This window comes from Stenotrophomonas genospecies 5, assembly GCF_054473825.1.
Map to the genome: position 1 here is coordinate 47,616 of NZ_JBTMUW010000001.1, position 14,230 is coordinate 61,845.

Annotated in this window: 16 protein-coding genes; all 16 read left to right on the forward strand. The window is 60.9% G+C overall.

The features are described from left to right. Positions 1 to 59: 59 nt before the first annotated feature. Positions 60 to 716 carry a nucleotide-binding protein gene (locus ACX9OW_RS00190; protein WP_459061722.1) on the forward strand — a complete coding sequence of 219 codons (657 nt, stop codon included), beginning with the start codon at positions 60 to 62 and terminating at the stop codon, positions 714 to 716. Between the two features lie 38 nt (positions 717 to 754). Further along, on the forward strand, positions 755 to 1,726 hold the full coding sequence (locus tag ACX9OW_RS00195; RefSeq protein WP_459061723.1) for a hypothetical protein: 972 nt from the start codon (positions 755 to 757) through the stop codon (positions 1,724 to 1,726). Positions 1,727 to 1,936: 210 nt separating this feature from the next. Further along, entirely contained in the window at positions 1,937 to 2,185 is a 249-nt protein-coding gene (locus tag ACX9OW_RS00200) for a hypothetical protein (RefSeq protein ID WP_459061724.1), read from the forward strand. 121 nt (positions 2,186 to 2,306) lie between these two features. Then, positions 2,307 to 2,978: a DNA N-6-adenine-methyltransferase gene (locus ACX9OW_RS00205; protein WP_459061725.1), complete on the forward strand. Its 672-nt coding sequence runs from the start codon at positions 2,307 to 2,309 to the stop codon at positions 2,976 to 2,978. Beyond that, on the forward strand, positions 2,971 to 3,633 hold the full coding sequence (locus tag ACX9OW_RS00210) for an N-6 DNA methylase (protein ID WP_459061726.1): 663 nt from the start codon (positions 2,971 to 2,973) through the stop codon (positions 3,631 to 3,633). The genes ACX9OW_RS00205 and ACX9OW_RS00210 overlap by 8 nt, the downstream gene beginning before the upstream one ends. 499 nt (positions 3,634 to 4,132) lie before the next feature. Further along, positions 4,133 to 4,303, forward strand: coding sequence for a ribbon-helix-helix protein, CopG family (locus ACX9OW_RS00215; RefSeq protein WP_140222693.1), 171 nt, complete (start codon positions 4,133 to 4,135; stop codon positions 4,301 to 4,303). Positions 4,304 to 4,349: 46 nt separating this feature from the next. Next, a complete protein-coding gene (locus ACX9OW_RS00220) occupies positions 4,350 to 5,999 on the forward strand; it encodes a DNA primase family protein (protein ID WP_459061727.1) in 1,650 nt (549 codons plus the stop codon). Positions 6,000 to 6,061: 62 nt separating this feature from the next. Beyond that, on the forward strand, positions 6,062 to 6,307 hold the full coding sequence (locus tag ACX9OW_RS00225) for a hypothetical protein (RefSeq protein WP_040008462.1): 246 nt from the start codon (positions 6,062 to 6,064) through the stop codon (positions 6,305 to 6,307). A 68-nt stretch (positions 6,308 to 6,375) separates the two neighbouring features. Beyond that, on the forward strand, positions 6,376 to 7,389 hold the full coding sequence (locus ACX9OW_RS00230; protein ID WP_459061728.1) for an ArdC family protein: 1,014 nt from the start codon (positions 6,376 to 6,378) through the stop codon (positions 7,387 to 7,389). Positions 7,390 to 7,750: 361 nt separating this feature from the next. Then, positions 7,751 to 9,505, forward strand: coding sequence for an ankyrin repeat domain-containing protein (locus ACX9OW_RS00235; protein WP_459061729.1), 1,755 nt, complete (start codon positions 7,751 to 7,753; stop codon positions 9,503 to 9,505). 107 nt (positions 9,506 to 9,612) lie between these two features. After that, entirely contained in the window at positions 9,613 to 10,092 is a 480-nt protein-coding gene (locus ACX9OW_RS00240) for an outer membrane lipoprotein (protein ID WP_114618573.1), read from the forward strand. Between the two features lie 220 nt (positions 10,093 to 10,312). Continuing rightward, positions 10,313 to 10,633: a hypothetical protein gene (locus ACX9OW_RS00245; protein ID WP_459061730.1), complete on the forward strand. Its 321-nt coding sequence runs from the start codon at positions 10,313 to 10,315 to the stop codon at positions 10,631 to 10,633. Then, positions 10,630 to 10,944 carry a hypothetical protein gene (locus ACX9OW_RS00250; protein WP_459061731.1) on the forward strand — a complete coding sequence of 105 codons (315 nt, stop codon included), beginning with the start codon at positions 10,630 to 10,632 and terminating at the stop codon, positions 10,942 to 10,944. Before ACX9OW_RS00245 ends, ACX9OW_RS00250 begins: the two co-directional genes overlap by 4 nt. Next, the gene (locus tag ACX9OW_RS00255) at positions 10,941 to 12,056 is read left to right on the forward strand and encodes a hypothetical protein (protein ID WP_459061732.1); all 1,116 of its coding nucleotides are present in this window, start codon (positions 10,941 to 10,943) and stop codon (positions 12,054 to 12,056) included. Before ACX9OW_RS00250 ends, ACX9OW_RS00255 begins: the two co-directional genes overlap by 4 nt. Next, positions 12,053 to 12,535 carry a hypothetical protein gene (locus tag ACX9OW_RS00260; RefSeq protein WP_459061733.1) on the forward strand — a complete coding sequence of 161 codons (483 nt, stop codon included), beginning with the start codon at positions 12,053 to 12,055 and terminating at the stop codon, positions 12,533 to 12,535. The genes ACX9OW_RS00255 and ACX9OW_RS00260 overlap by 4 nt, the downstream gene beginning before the upstream one ends. Before the next feature lie 176 nt (positions 12,536 to 12,711). After that, the gene (locus tag ACX9OW_RS00265; RefSeq protein ID WP_459061734.1) at positions 12,712 to 14,229 is read left to right on the forward strand and encodes a site-specific DNA-methyltransferase; all 1,518 of its coding nucleotides are present in this window, start codon (positions 12,712 to 12,714) and stop codon (positions 14,227 to 14,229) included. The last annotated feature ends 1 nt before the right edge of the window (position 14,230 follow it).

The following is a 14,230-nucleotide window of genomic DNA, read 5'->3' on the forward strand; positions in this document are numbered from 1 at the left end:
AAGCGGAAGCCTCTTGGAACGCAGAGTTGGCCCGGGCGAAGAGCACTGGAGGCGGGTTGGTGTCCGCCAAAGCCGCCGCGTGGTTCTTGGGCGTCCACGCTGACACGCTGGGCGAGTGGCGCCGACGCACCCCGCCCACCGGGCCGCGCTTTCAGAAAGCCACGGGGAGCGCCGTCAATGGCCCCAATCAGCGGGTGAAATACGACTACGACGAACTGGTAGCGTGGAAGGATGGGCGTCAGGGCAGGTCAGCGAAAGAGCGTCGGCTGAGCGCTGAGCTGGAGCGCTTGAGCCAACAGCAACGAGAGCTGGAGCTGGAGCGGCAGATCCACGAGGCCAAGGTGGCGTTGGAAAAGCTGCGCAAGAACGCAGGGCGCTTCGCTGCGTTGATCACGTCCCACGAAGGTTGGGCCATTCCCCACCCATGGGCGGTGGTGGGAGGGCTGATCGCCGGGCACGTGCTCACAGTGGACGAGGACACCCTGGATCGCGCCTTGGCAGAGGGCGATATCTGGGAGGCCCCCCTGGCCGAGGCGCTGCTGGAGCCTTGGACCAGCGTTGCGGCGCGCGAGCCATTCGATGACGCGATGGAGGCGGCACAATCCGCGTTCCAGGCGGCGTGGAGGGAGGTCCGCAACCAAGCCCGTGCTCAAGGCTTGGACGACGGTCTGCCGCCCGCGGCGGACCCAATCACTCGCAAGCCGTTCCGCTTCTAAGCATCTACAGTCCCCACCGATCCTAGTGGTTGCCCCGTATGTCGTTTGATTCGAAAGCAAAGACCGAAGCGGCGCTGATCCGTCGCTATGCTGACCGCTACGGGCACGTGGATGACACGTTCGCGGGCGGGTGGGGGGTAACCTGGGGAAAGTTGCTGCGCGCTCTGGACAAAGAGCTGGCCGATGAGAAGAAGCAACGCCAGGAACTGGCGGCTGGCAAGCGGGAGGCGGTGTGGATGGACACATGGACCGCAGCCGAGGCCGCGGGCCTGCTGAACATGACTTACGAAGCCTTCAACGCGTGGGCTCGCAAGGTGGGCGTGGTGGTGGACAAGCCGGGGCAGGCACGCACCCACGCAGCCATATCGTTGGTGGACCTTCTCGACGCCCTCGAGGACGAGAAAACGCGTCCGGCAGGGCGCCCATGGCGGGGCGCGAGGGAGCCAGGCCATCTCTTGGGGGCCACGCGAACGTTGCCGGAAGGCTTGGCGACGTTTCGAGAGCAGCTCAATGGCGACCTCCTGCTCACGATTGGGGTCGATGAGCGAGGCGAGCGGGTGGTGGCGTCGGTGAGACCAGGTCAAACCTTGGGCGCGAAGGATCACCTTCGGATGTTCTTCCGAGGCAAGAGCATCGCTGAGGTTGATCAACACAACTACTTCAAACTCGAGGTCGAGAAGTGCGGACTGGCCGAAGCGTTCGGCATGCCTTGGGCACAGCCCGCACTGAAAGACGCGTTGCTCCAAGGCCACAAGGACTGGCTGGGTGCCGTTTCCGACTACATGGCGTGGGAGGAATCCCTGGCCATCAAAGACGCATCGGAAGCCCGGGCTGCATTCGATGCCGAAGAGGACCCGCAGGCCGCGCCAGCCATGGTGCTGAAAGCGCGCGAAGCAGAGCGACTGAAGGACGCCAAGATGGCACTCACGGCCCGCAACGAAGCGAGGGCGGAGCTGCTGGACGTCTCGCTTCCCGCCCCTGCCCCGAGCAGAAAGGGAACGCCCTTCTAGACGGCCCTTCAGGGGCGCAATGCCCCTGTCTCGCCGGCTGCCCGCCGGCTCGGTCGTGGAAAGATAAAAGCGGGGAGGCAGCGGCTTCCTCCGCCGCCCCAGCGTGGCTGGATGAATGAGGGTTCAGGTCCAAGAGGGGTCTCCCTCTTAGGGCATCGTAGCGCTCGGATCGTGACTGGAGAATGGAGCCACACCAGCACGGAGACATTCATGCAACCGCTCATCCTCTCGCTCGACCCCTCGCTCTCGACCCACTTCTCCACCCTGACCCCGCAGGTCCTCATCGACGCCCTGGCCGACGCCTTGCCTCAGGCCCTGGCCCAGCTCGCCGCTGACACCAGCACGTCGGTCATCGTGCCCAACCGCGACATGCGCGGCCTCCACCCCGGCCAGGTGCTTACCCTGCAGCTGGCAACGCTGGACAGCTTCCTGGACGTGGCCGACGCCGCCAACGGCTAAGCCAGCAGCGCAGCGGTAACCCGGGCCTAGGCCCAACCCCCTCAACCCTTTTCGCGAAACGCGGCCGACCAGCCGTGCTGGCGGAGCTTTGCCCCAAAAAACTCAAACCTGGAGATTTCCCATGAACGTTGTTGCTCGCCCCCTCCCTGTTTCGACCAAGCCGAAGAAGCCCGCGAAGAAGCCCAAGCAGACCAGGCTTTCGCTCGCCGTCGCCAACAACGTTGGCTACGACCGGGCGCCGGAAGGCATCACGACCGAGACTTGGCTCACCCCACCGAAGATCGTCCGCGGCCTGGGTCCGTTTGACCTGGATCCCTGCACCCCGCAGCAGGGCATGCCCTGGCGCACGGCCACCCGGATGCTGAAGCCCAGCGACGACGGGCTCAAGACGCCCTGGCCAAAGTCGGCGTTTGTGTGGATGAATCCGCCCTACGGCGGGCACAAGAACAGCCTGACCAGCCAGCACCGCTGGATGGAGAAGGCCGCAGAGCATGGCAACGGGATTGCCCTTGTGTTGGCGCGGATGGAAACGAGCTGGATGCAGAACTCGGTGCTCAACCACCCCAACGTTTCAGCGGTGGTGTTCACGAAGGGGCGTCTGTCGTTCTGCCGCCCGGATGGGACCCTGGGCACGAGTTGCCCGGCGGGATCGATGTTCATCGGCTACGGTGCTGAAGCCGCGCGCAGGCTCAAGCGGGGAGTGGAGTCTGGCCTGATTCGCGGAACCTACCTCGACATGGCCCACGTGAGCCGGGTGTCGCGCACTGACGTGGGGGCGGCCAACGATGAATGAGGTCACTGCGCTTGTGAAGGCCATCCGCGCCATTCCTTCCACTCCTGGCAAGCCGTGGAATCCGCGGGTTGCATTCGAAACGTTCGTTCAGCACGCACTGATGTCAATGGCACATATCCACGCAGAAACCAAGGGTCACCTCGACACCAAAGTCCTTGCTTTTGGACCCTTGAAAAAAAATGTCGAAGAAGCGCCTGAAGTGGTGGCAGCCATCAACGCTTACATCAAAGCGGTCTTTGCAAGCAGGCCGTTTGACGATGTCCTGGGACGGGTCCATGCCGAGCTGCTGGCCAGGAAGGGTGGAGAAGGGCTGGGTCAGTCTTTCACTCCCGGCGATCTTCTCGATCTGGTTCAAGCCCTTGCCACCAGGCATCGGCCTGGTGGGAGCGGAGCCAAGGTCTACGACAGCTGTTGCGGCGCGGGTTCGCTTGCCCTTGCCGCGATCAGGAGTCAACTGAAACACCTTCCAAGCGAAAAAATCCTGGTGCTGGCGGGGGACATCGATCCGTTGTGCGCAGCGATGACGGCTTTGCAGATCCACGCGAATCAAACGTTTCATTTCTTGCCGCTTGGGGCGGTCAAAGTCACGGTGGGGAACGAACTGATCGGTCCCAGGCGCCCCGGGTTTTGGTCCCACTTCCACCTCTACGAGTAGAGGCCGGAGGCCCGCCTTTCCCTCTTCAAGACTCGGCGGCGAGCAGCCGCCGGCTCTTGCTTCAAGCCGCTTTTGCTCTTGTTTTTCCTAACAGGTAACAAGCACCTGTTACCCCCTTGTTACCCGTGAAAGCCTTGTCCCATAAGGAGGTAACAAGGGGTAACAGGGTAACGGGTGGATCGCGAGCTCCCGATGGATGTATGCATGGATGTTGTGAGCGGTGAGTGGATTTTTCTTGCGTGGATCTCTTAAACCACTTGTTACCTTGTTACCACCTGTTACCCCCAGTAAACATAAGGGTTTGAAGGGTAACAAGTGGGTAACAAGCACTTGCTACCTCCCAGGCTGATGCTTGAGGTATTTCACACTTTCAAGTGTTTCTGGAGCATCGAAAGCAGAAACGAACATCCGTTGGCGCGAGCCCTTGCCAGTTCCGTAAAGCCTGCTTAGATGGATTTGTGGCCACAACAGGACCACAAATCAAGAAACGGAGCAGGCAGTGAAGACGAAACGCGAAAAGACCGCACGGGATGAGTTGTTGAAGGCCCGGGTCAGCAAAAGTTTTAAGGCGTTGGTGGAGGAGACGGCGGTGGCCCGTGGGCAAACCCCTTCCGAGGCCATGCGTCAGGCGCTTCAAGAGTGGGTGCATCGCCCCAGTCAAGCGGCATAAAAAACCCCGGGTGCGAACCGGGGCGTTTACTACTAGGGATTACAACATGAAGAGTAAGTCGAAGACTGGCCCTGTCAAGGGCGGGGAGGCCAATGGCGACGCCGTTGATCAGGCTCCTAAGAAAAAGGGCAAGGCCTTTGGGGCCGATGCCAATCCCAACGACGCCACGGATGACCTGGGCGTTATTGGGGAAGACCTCTCGTTTGAGCTGGCTTATGCCGACGATATGCGCCGCGCCAACTGTTTCCGCATTGGCGGCAAGATGGACAACGGCGAGATCGATTTTTCGCTGTATCAGTGGGATGAGTCCGAAGGCATCTGGGCCCTGCAAGCCACCCGGGAAGTAGAAGCCCACGCGTTGGACTGGATGCGCAAGCACGCCCCGGAGGACGCCAAGCAGAGCAGCGCGACCAGCTGCGTCAAGACGGCCATGCTCGAAATGATCCGCTTGCCTGGCATGAAGTTGCCTGAAAGCCAGCATCGGGCCATCGTGCCGCTGAAGGGCGGTTACCTGGAGATCCTCAAGGACGCTAACAAGAAGGCCTACATCGAATACCTGCCGGCCGACCCCAAACACGGGATCACATCTCTTGTTCCAGCGAAGCTCAACCTGGACCAGGTGAAGTCGGGTCGTTACACCCCCAAGCCGTTGGACCCCAAGTCGCGGTGGGCCAAATATCTGGATCGCTTCATGCCTGACATGGCCGTGCGAGGGTTGCTTCAAGAAGCCATGGCGTCGTCGGTCATGCCGATGTGCCTGGAAAAAGCCTTCCTGTTGCTGGGAAGCGGCAGCAACGGCAAGAGCACCTTGCTTCACGTCCTGCGAGCCATCCACCCCAAGAACACTGCGGTCCGCATCGACAAGCTGGATGGGCAGTTCGCCATGGCACCTCTCGCTTCCAAGACTCTTTATCTGGCGACAGAGGCGCCCAAGGTCCTCTCCGATCCCATCCAGCAGGTCTTGAAGGCGCTTATCTCGCGCGATCCCATGTCAGCGGAGAACAAGGGCAAAGATGCCTACACCACGGTGCCGCGCGGCACGCTCTTCCTGGCACTGAACGCCATGTTCTCGGTGACGAGTCACGAACACGGCTTCTGGCGAAAGATTTGCATGATCCCGTTCAATGTGCGCCTGGCCGAGAACGACAAGGACCGCGATCCGGACTTCCACAAGAAGCTGACCGAGGACCCGGCGGAAATGGCCGTGATCATCGACTGGCTGCTGGAGGGGGCCATGCGCCTCATTGAGCGTGGCGGCCTGCCCGAGGAAATGCCCGAGGCCGTCAAAGCGCTGGCCGAGCAGACCCGGCACGAGACGGACACCACGGCATCTTATTTCGCCGAGCGCATGGTCATCGAAGAAGAAGGCACGTGGACCGACAAGAACGACATCTATGCAGACTACCGAAACTACGTTCTGGATGAGCTGGGCCGCAAGCCGGTGGGTGCTGAAGAGCTTTGGAAGCGGGTGCGCGAACGGATGCCGGGGCTCCAGCAGAAGCAGAAGAAGGCGACGAAGGGATCGAAGGCCGAGCGCTGGGTCAACCTGCGCGTGGGGGGATTGAAGCCGCGCCTGGAGGGCGGGGCTCCCCAGTCCATCCCGGACGAGGAGGTTCCGTTGGGTGACCCTCTGAGCAAAGAGGCCATGGAAGCCATCGACCTCCTGTCGGGCGCACCGATGGCTGAAGCCGCGTAGGCCTTTACAACCGGCGACGTTGCGCTATTGCAAAGGGGTATCCAAACCAAAACGGAGCCCCCATGCCATCGCCCGACCACATCCCCGAAGACGCTTTCCACGAAGAAGCTATCACCGCTGCCGATCTGGAGAGCCCAGAGACGCCGGAAGCGGACCCGCAATACTTGCTCGTGCAGAGCGGGTTTGGTCTCCATGTCCGTCTGGGAAAAGACGGCGACCAGGGATTGCGCAGCGAGGACGAAATCGCCGAGCTGGTGCGGCGAGCGTTGTATCACCGCAAGAGTCTGACCCTTCATATCGAGTTCTGACCCGACCCCACCCACAACCACCCGCTTGGAGGCGCAGGAGGTTGAAAAAGATTTGAGGCAACCACCCCATGTCTAAGTATTCCGATCTCATCCAAACCGAAACCCGGCGCATGCTCGACTTGATGAAGCAGGGCACCATCCCCTGGCGCCGCCCATGGAACGATCCCGATGCCCCGCAGAACGGCGCGATCAGCGGGCCCTGGAACCCGACCACGGGCAAGGCTTATCGCGGCAGCAACACACTCATCTTGCGCCGTGCCCAACTCACCCGCGGCTACCGAGACGACCGCTGGCTGACCTATCGGCAGGCAGAAAGCATTGGGGCCCAAGTCAAGCGCGGCGAAAAGGGCCAGCAGATCGCTTACTGGGACTTCAGCAAGACGGGCAAGGCCAAAGACGGGGCTGAGCCGTTGACCGAGGGCAAAGAGAAGAACGGATACCAAGGGCCATCGGTGTTCGTCGCCACGGTGTTCAATGCCAGCCAAATGGATGGCATGCCCGAGCCCCCGCCGCCCTTCATCATGCCCGAGTCGATCCGCAACCTGCGTCTGCGAGAGTTGTTGGACAAGCACCAGCCAAAACTTCATCACGATGGCGGGAACAGGGCCTTCTACTCCGTTGCTACCGACAGCATCCACGTTCCGAAAGCCGGCAGCTTTCAAGATCCGATTAGTTATGCGTCAACCGTGCTCCACGAACTGGCCCATTGGACCGGGGCCAAGCACCGGCTCGACCGCGATCTAACCGGGCGATTCGGGACGGAGGGGTATGCCAAAGAGGAGCTGGTAGCCGAGCTCTCAAGTTTGTTCATTTCCGAGCGACTGGGGATTGCCCTGGGCAAGGAGCACGAAGAGCAACACGCTGCCTACCTGCAGTCCTGGATGAAAGCTCTGGCCGACGACCCCAGGACCCTGTTCCGTGCAGCCAGCCAAGCGGAGAAGGTCATGACCTTTTTGGACATCCCGGCGTTTGAACGCGAGCCGCTGCCGCAGGTCAAAAAGGAGCAGGACATGGATCAGGGGCGGAAGGCGGAAGCCGGCCGAAGGTCTCCATCGCGACGCAAGGAACGCCAGGTTGCTTAACGCAGGTGGGGGGGTTGACCTTTTGAGGTTTCGAGTTAGAAATGAATGTGCTGGGGGAAGTCCCGGCTGTGGTCCGATTCCTCTACTTCTAACTGAGAACTTTTCCACGGTGAGCAGTTAGGGGGTGGTTGGGTGGTTATCCTTGCTGTTTTGGTGGTTTCCGGTGGTTGCAGGCGCCGGGGTGGAAAGAATGCTTAGTTAGTGATTTCTCAGGTCGGTTAACTAAGCGCCATGTTGTTTCTTGAGCTTCTTACGCTGGGTTGAGAGGGGTGGCGAACGCCGCCCCTTTTCTCTTTGCAGCCCCTTGCGCGTCCCCCTTTCTTTGTTAAGACATGGGTATCACTCATCAAGCGGAGGAACCATGGCTGGCAACGTCTTTTCAAATCTACTTCGACCCTTCATCCGTCAACAGGACACGGAACTTCCAGGCGTGGCTCCTTCTGAGCCGCCTGAACCCCCGGTCCGGGAGCGCTTGGACGATTCAAGCCAGCGGCCAGTGGCTTCAGCGGAGCCGGCAACCCTTTCGCCCGTTGAGGGCCCTCAAAGTGTGCCCTTCAACGATGAGGCAACGGATCGGTTGGGGAGCACTTTGGCCTTTGCTGGTCTGAAGACGAAGGGTCGCTTCGAGGACGAGGTGAGGCAGGCCATCGAAGACGGCGCCGATGTGAAAGGGTATCGCGACTCGCGCGGCGATTCCGCCTTGCATAAATGTCAGGAACCGTGGCAGATGGAGCTGCTCATCTCGGCTGGGGCGGATGTTCACGCGTTGGACAAACAAGGGCGTTCGCCTTTTGATCGCCTGTTGAGCACCTACCAAAGGGAACCCGCTTGGTCCGAAAAACCTACTGCGGAAGGTTTGGCGTTGTTGGCGAAGGCCGGAGCGGATGTCAATGCCCTGAGCCAAGGGCAATCCGCTCTGCATGTCGCTGCGAAGCGAGGGCTTGAAGGCGATATCCACATGCTTGTCGATGCCGGCGCCGACGTGAATCTGCGGGCGGACGGGGGAGACACCCCGCTCCACCTGGCCAGCGATCTAGGCGTTGTGCTGCGCTTGCTGGATGCCAAGGCCGATCCCTCCCTGCTGAACTCCAGTGGCGAGCCAGCGCTCAAACATGATCCGGTGCTTTATCGAGAAAACGCTCGGAACCACCGAGACGATTGTTCGCCGCGTGAGCGCGTCGATGCGGCGACCGACCCGATTTTCCTGGCCGAAACGCCCAGCGAGCTTGTCGCTGCGTTGGGGCAGGGCGGCAGTGTGAGGGACACCGATGCGCTGGGCCGAACCCCGCTTCATTACGTCAAAACGGGGGAGATGGTGCAGGCGTTGGTGTTGGCCGGCGCCCAGGTTGACGCAAAAGACATGGAGGGAAACATTCCTGCTCACACCGCGGACGAGCGCGCCATGAAAGAGTTGGTCGATGGGGTGGGGCGAGGCGTTCCCCAGCACCACGTAGAGAACGACAGGGGGGAAACCCCTTATGCGACCCGCGATTACTACCACGAGGATCGGTATTGGGATGCCGAAGCGGAAGAGCAGGCCGCGGAAAAGGCGGAGGAGACGAAGGAGGAGCAAGACCGCGTGCTCAACATTGTGGCCCTCGTTGAGGCCGGCGACGCCAAACGTCTGCTGGAGCAGGTGGATCCCAACGAAGAACTGGTCAGTCGGAACCGAACGTTCAACATCGACGGAGACGAGGGCTGGGCCTACAACAACTATGCCGGCTACAGCGTCCTCCATGAAGCGGCGAAGCAGGGGAAAACGGAACTCTGCCGAGAACTGGTGTTCGCAGGGGCGGACTGGGACAAGGGGTGTAAGCTCGTCGGCGAGCAAGGCTTTGACAACCATGTCAACGGCTTTCGAAACGAGCCTCGTATGAAGCCCATCGATTTTGCGAGCAACCGAGAGACCAAGGCGTTCTTGAACAACGCTGAGAACGAGCTGCGAGCCCACAACCGATCCAAGCTCTTGGACGAGCTTCTTCCCGCTGCCAACGCTTGGAAGCCACCGGAAGGCGGGTTTGGGGCCGACGCCCAACGCCAGGTCGGTGCGGCCATGAAGGCCCATGGGCAGGATGGCCAAACCCAGGAGGTCCCTCGCTTGCGAGCGCGCTTCTAAGGCCAAGGGAAAGGGCGGCGAAGGCCGCCTTTTCTTTTCCAGATCCCCTTGCGCAAACCAAACCTTTTGTTATGGGTAGTGCAACCCATTCAAAAAAAGGAGGCCTCATGCGCGTTTTGGTTCTTTCTCTGGCCCTTGTCGGCCTGCTCCCCCTGACGGCCTCCGCTGCGGACAACGGTTCCGCCCATCGTTACGGCACCAGTGAAACCTTGAGTGTTCAGAACGCCCGCCTGGGCGAGGTGCTCATGGTTCGCAGCGTGGACATCAAATCCGACAAGCGCCTCAACGCCGGTTCCGCAATCGGCGCCGCCGTGGGTTATGCGTCCGTGCGAGAGGTGAACAAAAACTATCGAAACGCTTCCCGGATTGCGGCCGGGACCATCGGCGGGGTGGCCGGCACGGCGGTTCAGAACGGCTTGAGCAAGCGCAAGCGCAAGGGCGTGGAGGTGTATGTCCGCGACCTGGAGAGCGGCAAGGTGATTGCCATCGTCCAGGCAGACGACTTGCTGATCCGCGCCGGCGACAAGGTGTTCTTGACCGGCCGGGGTTCCAAAAGCCGCGTTGTGCCGATTGAAGGGCAGCGCTGATGAAGTGGAACGCATTTCCTCGTAAGCGCTCCGCTGCCTCATTGACCGTCGAAGACTTCAAGCAATGCGGGCATCTAGTCCTGGATGGCATGGACTGCTCCCCTGCGCAACCTCGCGAGCTGCATCACCTGCCAATGGCATGGAATCTCAAGCCCAGCCAGTGGGGCCAACCTCTCACCTTCCAGGCACGCCCGCTGAAGAGCGAAGCGGGAGGCCGCCCATGGTGAGCGCGATCCTTTTGCTGACCCTGCTTGGCCTCATGGTCCTGATTCCGCTCTGGACGTTCAAGCGCTTTGCCGACGCCAAGGCAGCCTGGCAACGGGTGAGGGGCGGTGAGCGAGACGCTCGCACGCACGGCCGCGTCGTGATCCATGGCGGGCTGTTTGGAGTTGGGATGGTGGTCATCGCCGCGTTCTTGGCCCAAGCCACCTTCAGCGTCTGGCACCAGCTCGCCACCGGGGGAGGCCTGTTTGCACTCGGCACGGTCGCGGTGCTCTCCCTGCTGGCCTTTTTCTGGGGCAAGGGGAGGTCGCGCGGATGAGTGCGTTGACGATGCTTTTCCTTTCCATTCTGGTCCTTGCAGTGTTTCTTTGCTCGGCGGCGGTTACCTCTTTTGTGGCCGCGCTGACTTACCCGACGGTGAAGCAATCGCTGACCTTCATCCGGAGCGGCGAGCGGAGCGCGTCGCTTTACTTTGGTTTCGCCATTTATGGGGGGATCTTCACGGGCTGCGTCCTCACGCTTGCATTCGTGGCCGTGGTAATGGCCCTCAACATCTCCAGCGCTGAGGACGCCGTTCTATACGTGGCTACCTTGCTTAGCGCTGGACTGGGCTACTGGGTGGGCCGATGACACGCGAACCTTCCACCTTGTTTGCCCCAGGCGTTCTTCCCGGGCCGGATGGCATCGAGCTGTTGCCGATGCCCGCAGACATCCGGGCCATCTACGACGCAGCCCAACGCAACACGCCCTTCAGCAAGGACGTGGACGACGCCCTGGCCGCGCACCGCAACGCACATGGCGAAGCGGAGCAAATCGAGCACGCTCAGCGTGTGGATCCTGCGGATGCCATGCCCTCGGAGCGCTACCGGGCTTATGTGAGCCAACGCCGCTATGCGGTCCGCGCCTGCATTCAGGCCGGCATGGCACGAAAGGACATCGCAAGGTTCCTCGGGGTGGCTGTTTACACCGTGCAGAAAGATGCTCAAGCCCTTGGACTGCGGTTGCCGGTCTGCCAACGACAACCGAGGAGCATTGCAGGGCACTCGGTTGAGGAAGTGCTGAGCCTGCTCCACGAACTGGGCACCCGCACCCGTGTGGCGGCTCGGATCGGCGTCACGCAGCAAGCGGTTAGCCTGTTTTGCAAGAAATACGAACTGGACATGCCGCAAAACGGAAAGAAGGCGGTTGTTCTGGCTCGGCGCAAAGAGGTGCGCCGGTTGAGCGAGGCCGGCCTATCGGTGTCTGAAATGGCGCAACAGTTGGCCGTGCCATACGCATGCATAACGGCCGACCGCCAAGCGCTGAAGCTGCCGCGTGTGCGTCTGCCGGCAGAGAAAATGACCCTCTTGGGCTTGAGTCGAGCAGAGATAGAGGCCCTTCTTGCTCGATTCCAGACCATCAAGGCAGTGGCTTTGCATCTCGGAACCAGTGGGGCGCATGTGTCCTCTTACATGAAGAGAGCCGGCCTCAAAGCGCCACGGGACGGGCGATGCCGCCAGGCCACTACACCATCGACCGACCGCAAACCGCTGAAGCTTCCGGGCATGCGTAAACCGGCGGAGAAAATGACCCTCTCGGGCTTGAGTCGAGCAGAGGTCGAGATCCTGCTCGCCCGATTCCAGACGGCCAACGCTGTGGCTCTGCATCTTGGGGTCAGCGCGTCGTCTATATCTGTTTACATGAAAAGAGCAGGTCTCAAAGCGCCGCGCGATGGGCGACGTCGTCAGGCCACTCCATCATGATTCCACGCAAAGGCTTCCTCGGCGGCCGCTCCCCGGCCCAGGTTCAATCCTGGCTGGACGAAGGGGTGAGCCAGCGCGCCCTGGCCCAACGCCTGGGCGTCACCCACCAAGCCGTGAACCGCTTTGTCCGGCGGCACCGCCTGGCCGGCTCCGGACGGCAGGCGTTCCGGGACCGCCAAGCCCGCGAGCTCGCTGAGCGTCGCCAGCAGGTGCAGCGGCTGGTCCGAGCCGGGCTGACCTCGGCCGAGGTGGCCCAGCGCTTGGGCTTGTCGCCGGCCACCATCGGCCTGGACCGCCGAGCCCTTCGCTTGGGGCGTGTCCTGAAAGGGCCGGAGCAGCGCAGCTTGCAGGGGCTGGGCCTGGACCAGGTTCGGGCTCGCTTAAAGGAGGTCAGCCGGGCTCAGTTGGCGCGGGAGCTTGGGGTGAGCAGCTCGGCTGTCTATCGCTACTGCGGGAAGGTGGGCCTCAGCCGTCCGTAGCCTAGTTGCCTCTTGGCCCGGCGGTCGTTACGTGGCCCAACATATAGTTCGCGATCAGGCTCCGATCACGGGAAGGTCATTTTCGATCAAAGGCTTAGCCGCCGTTAGGCTTTGGAGCATTGGCCGAAATGCACCCTCTGAACGATACTTGGTGCCTGTTCGATGGGATGTATTCGATGCCGCTGCTCAACTGGTCTAACCGTGATGAAGACCTGACCCGTTCCGCCCTGACGCCCTATCGACTCTTGGAGCCGGTGGCCAGCTTGTCCTATGGGGAGGTCGACTCTCCGAACATGCTGATCGAGGGCGACAACCTGGATGCGTTGAAGGCGTTGCTGCCTTACTACGCAGGGCAGGTGAAGTGCATCTTTATCGATCCGCCTTACAACACCAAGAGCGCCTTCGAACAATACGACGATAACGTCGAGCACTCTCAGTGGCTGTCGATGATGTATCCGCGGCTCGAGCTGCTTCGTGAACTGCTCTCAGAGGATGGATCCCTTTGGATCACCCTGGATGACAATGAAGCCCATTACCTTAAGGTGATTGCGGATGAAGTTTTCGGACGAAAGAACTTCATCGCCAACCTGATCTGGCGGAAGAACTACGCCCCAAAAAGCTCTGCAAGGCATTTTTCTGTTGATCATGACCACATGTTGGTCTACGGGAAGCAAGCAACTAAGTGGGTTCCAAACTTAGTCGAGCGAAGTGATAGCCAAGACAAAATCTACAAGAATCCGGACAACGATCCGAGAGGCGCTTGGCGACCTGACAACTTGACTGCTCGTAACCCCTATAGTCTCGGGCAATACGGATTGACAACACCAGGCGGTCGCGAGATTTCGGGGCCTCCCAAAGGTCGCTACTGGGCTATCTCGAAGGCCAAGATGGATGACTTGGATAAGGACAACCGCATCTGGTGGGGGAAGGACGGTAACAATGTGCCTGCTCTGAAGCGGTTCCTGTCGGAAGTCAAACAGGGACGTGTTCCTCAAACCTTCTGGTCATGGGAGGAAGTGGGTCACACCCAGGATGCAAAGAAAGAGAGTGTTTTGCTTTTTGGGGAAGGTGTATTCGCAACGCCCAAGCCCGAGAAGTTGCTCAAGCGTGTTCTGGAGATAGCCACTAGACCTGGAGATCTGGTTCTTGATAGCTACCTTGGTTCTGGCACTACTGCAGCAGTTGCGCAGAAGATGGGGCGGCGGTGGATTGGTGTTGAGATGGGCGAGCATGCCCGCACGCATTGCCAGCCACGGTTGAAGCAAGTAGTGGACGGTGAAGCAGGAGGGATTTCCGAGGCGGTGGATTGGAAAGGCGGCGGTGGTTTCCGCTTCTACAAGCTCGGTGTGCCCGTGTTCGATGATGCGGGCCACATCCGCGAGGGCATCAAGTTCGAACACTTGGCCGCCCACGTCTGGTTTGCCGAAACGGGCACCGCACGCTCCACACGTGCCTCGAAGCAACCGTTCCTGGGTGAGCACCATGGGATCGGCTATTACCTGCTGTTCAATGGCATCTTGGGCGACGAGAGCAAGACCGGCGGCAACGTGCTGACCAAGCGGGTGGTGAAAGGCCTGCAGCCATTTGACGGGCCCAAGGTGATCTACGGCGAGTCCTGCGACTTGCCCAAGGAGCGGCTGGAAGAGCTCCAGATCACCTTCAAGCAAACCCCCTACGACATCAAGGCACGCTAAG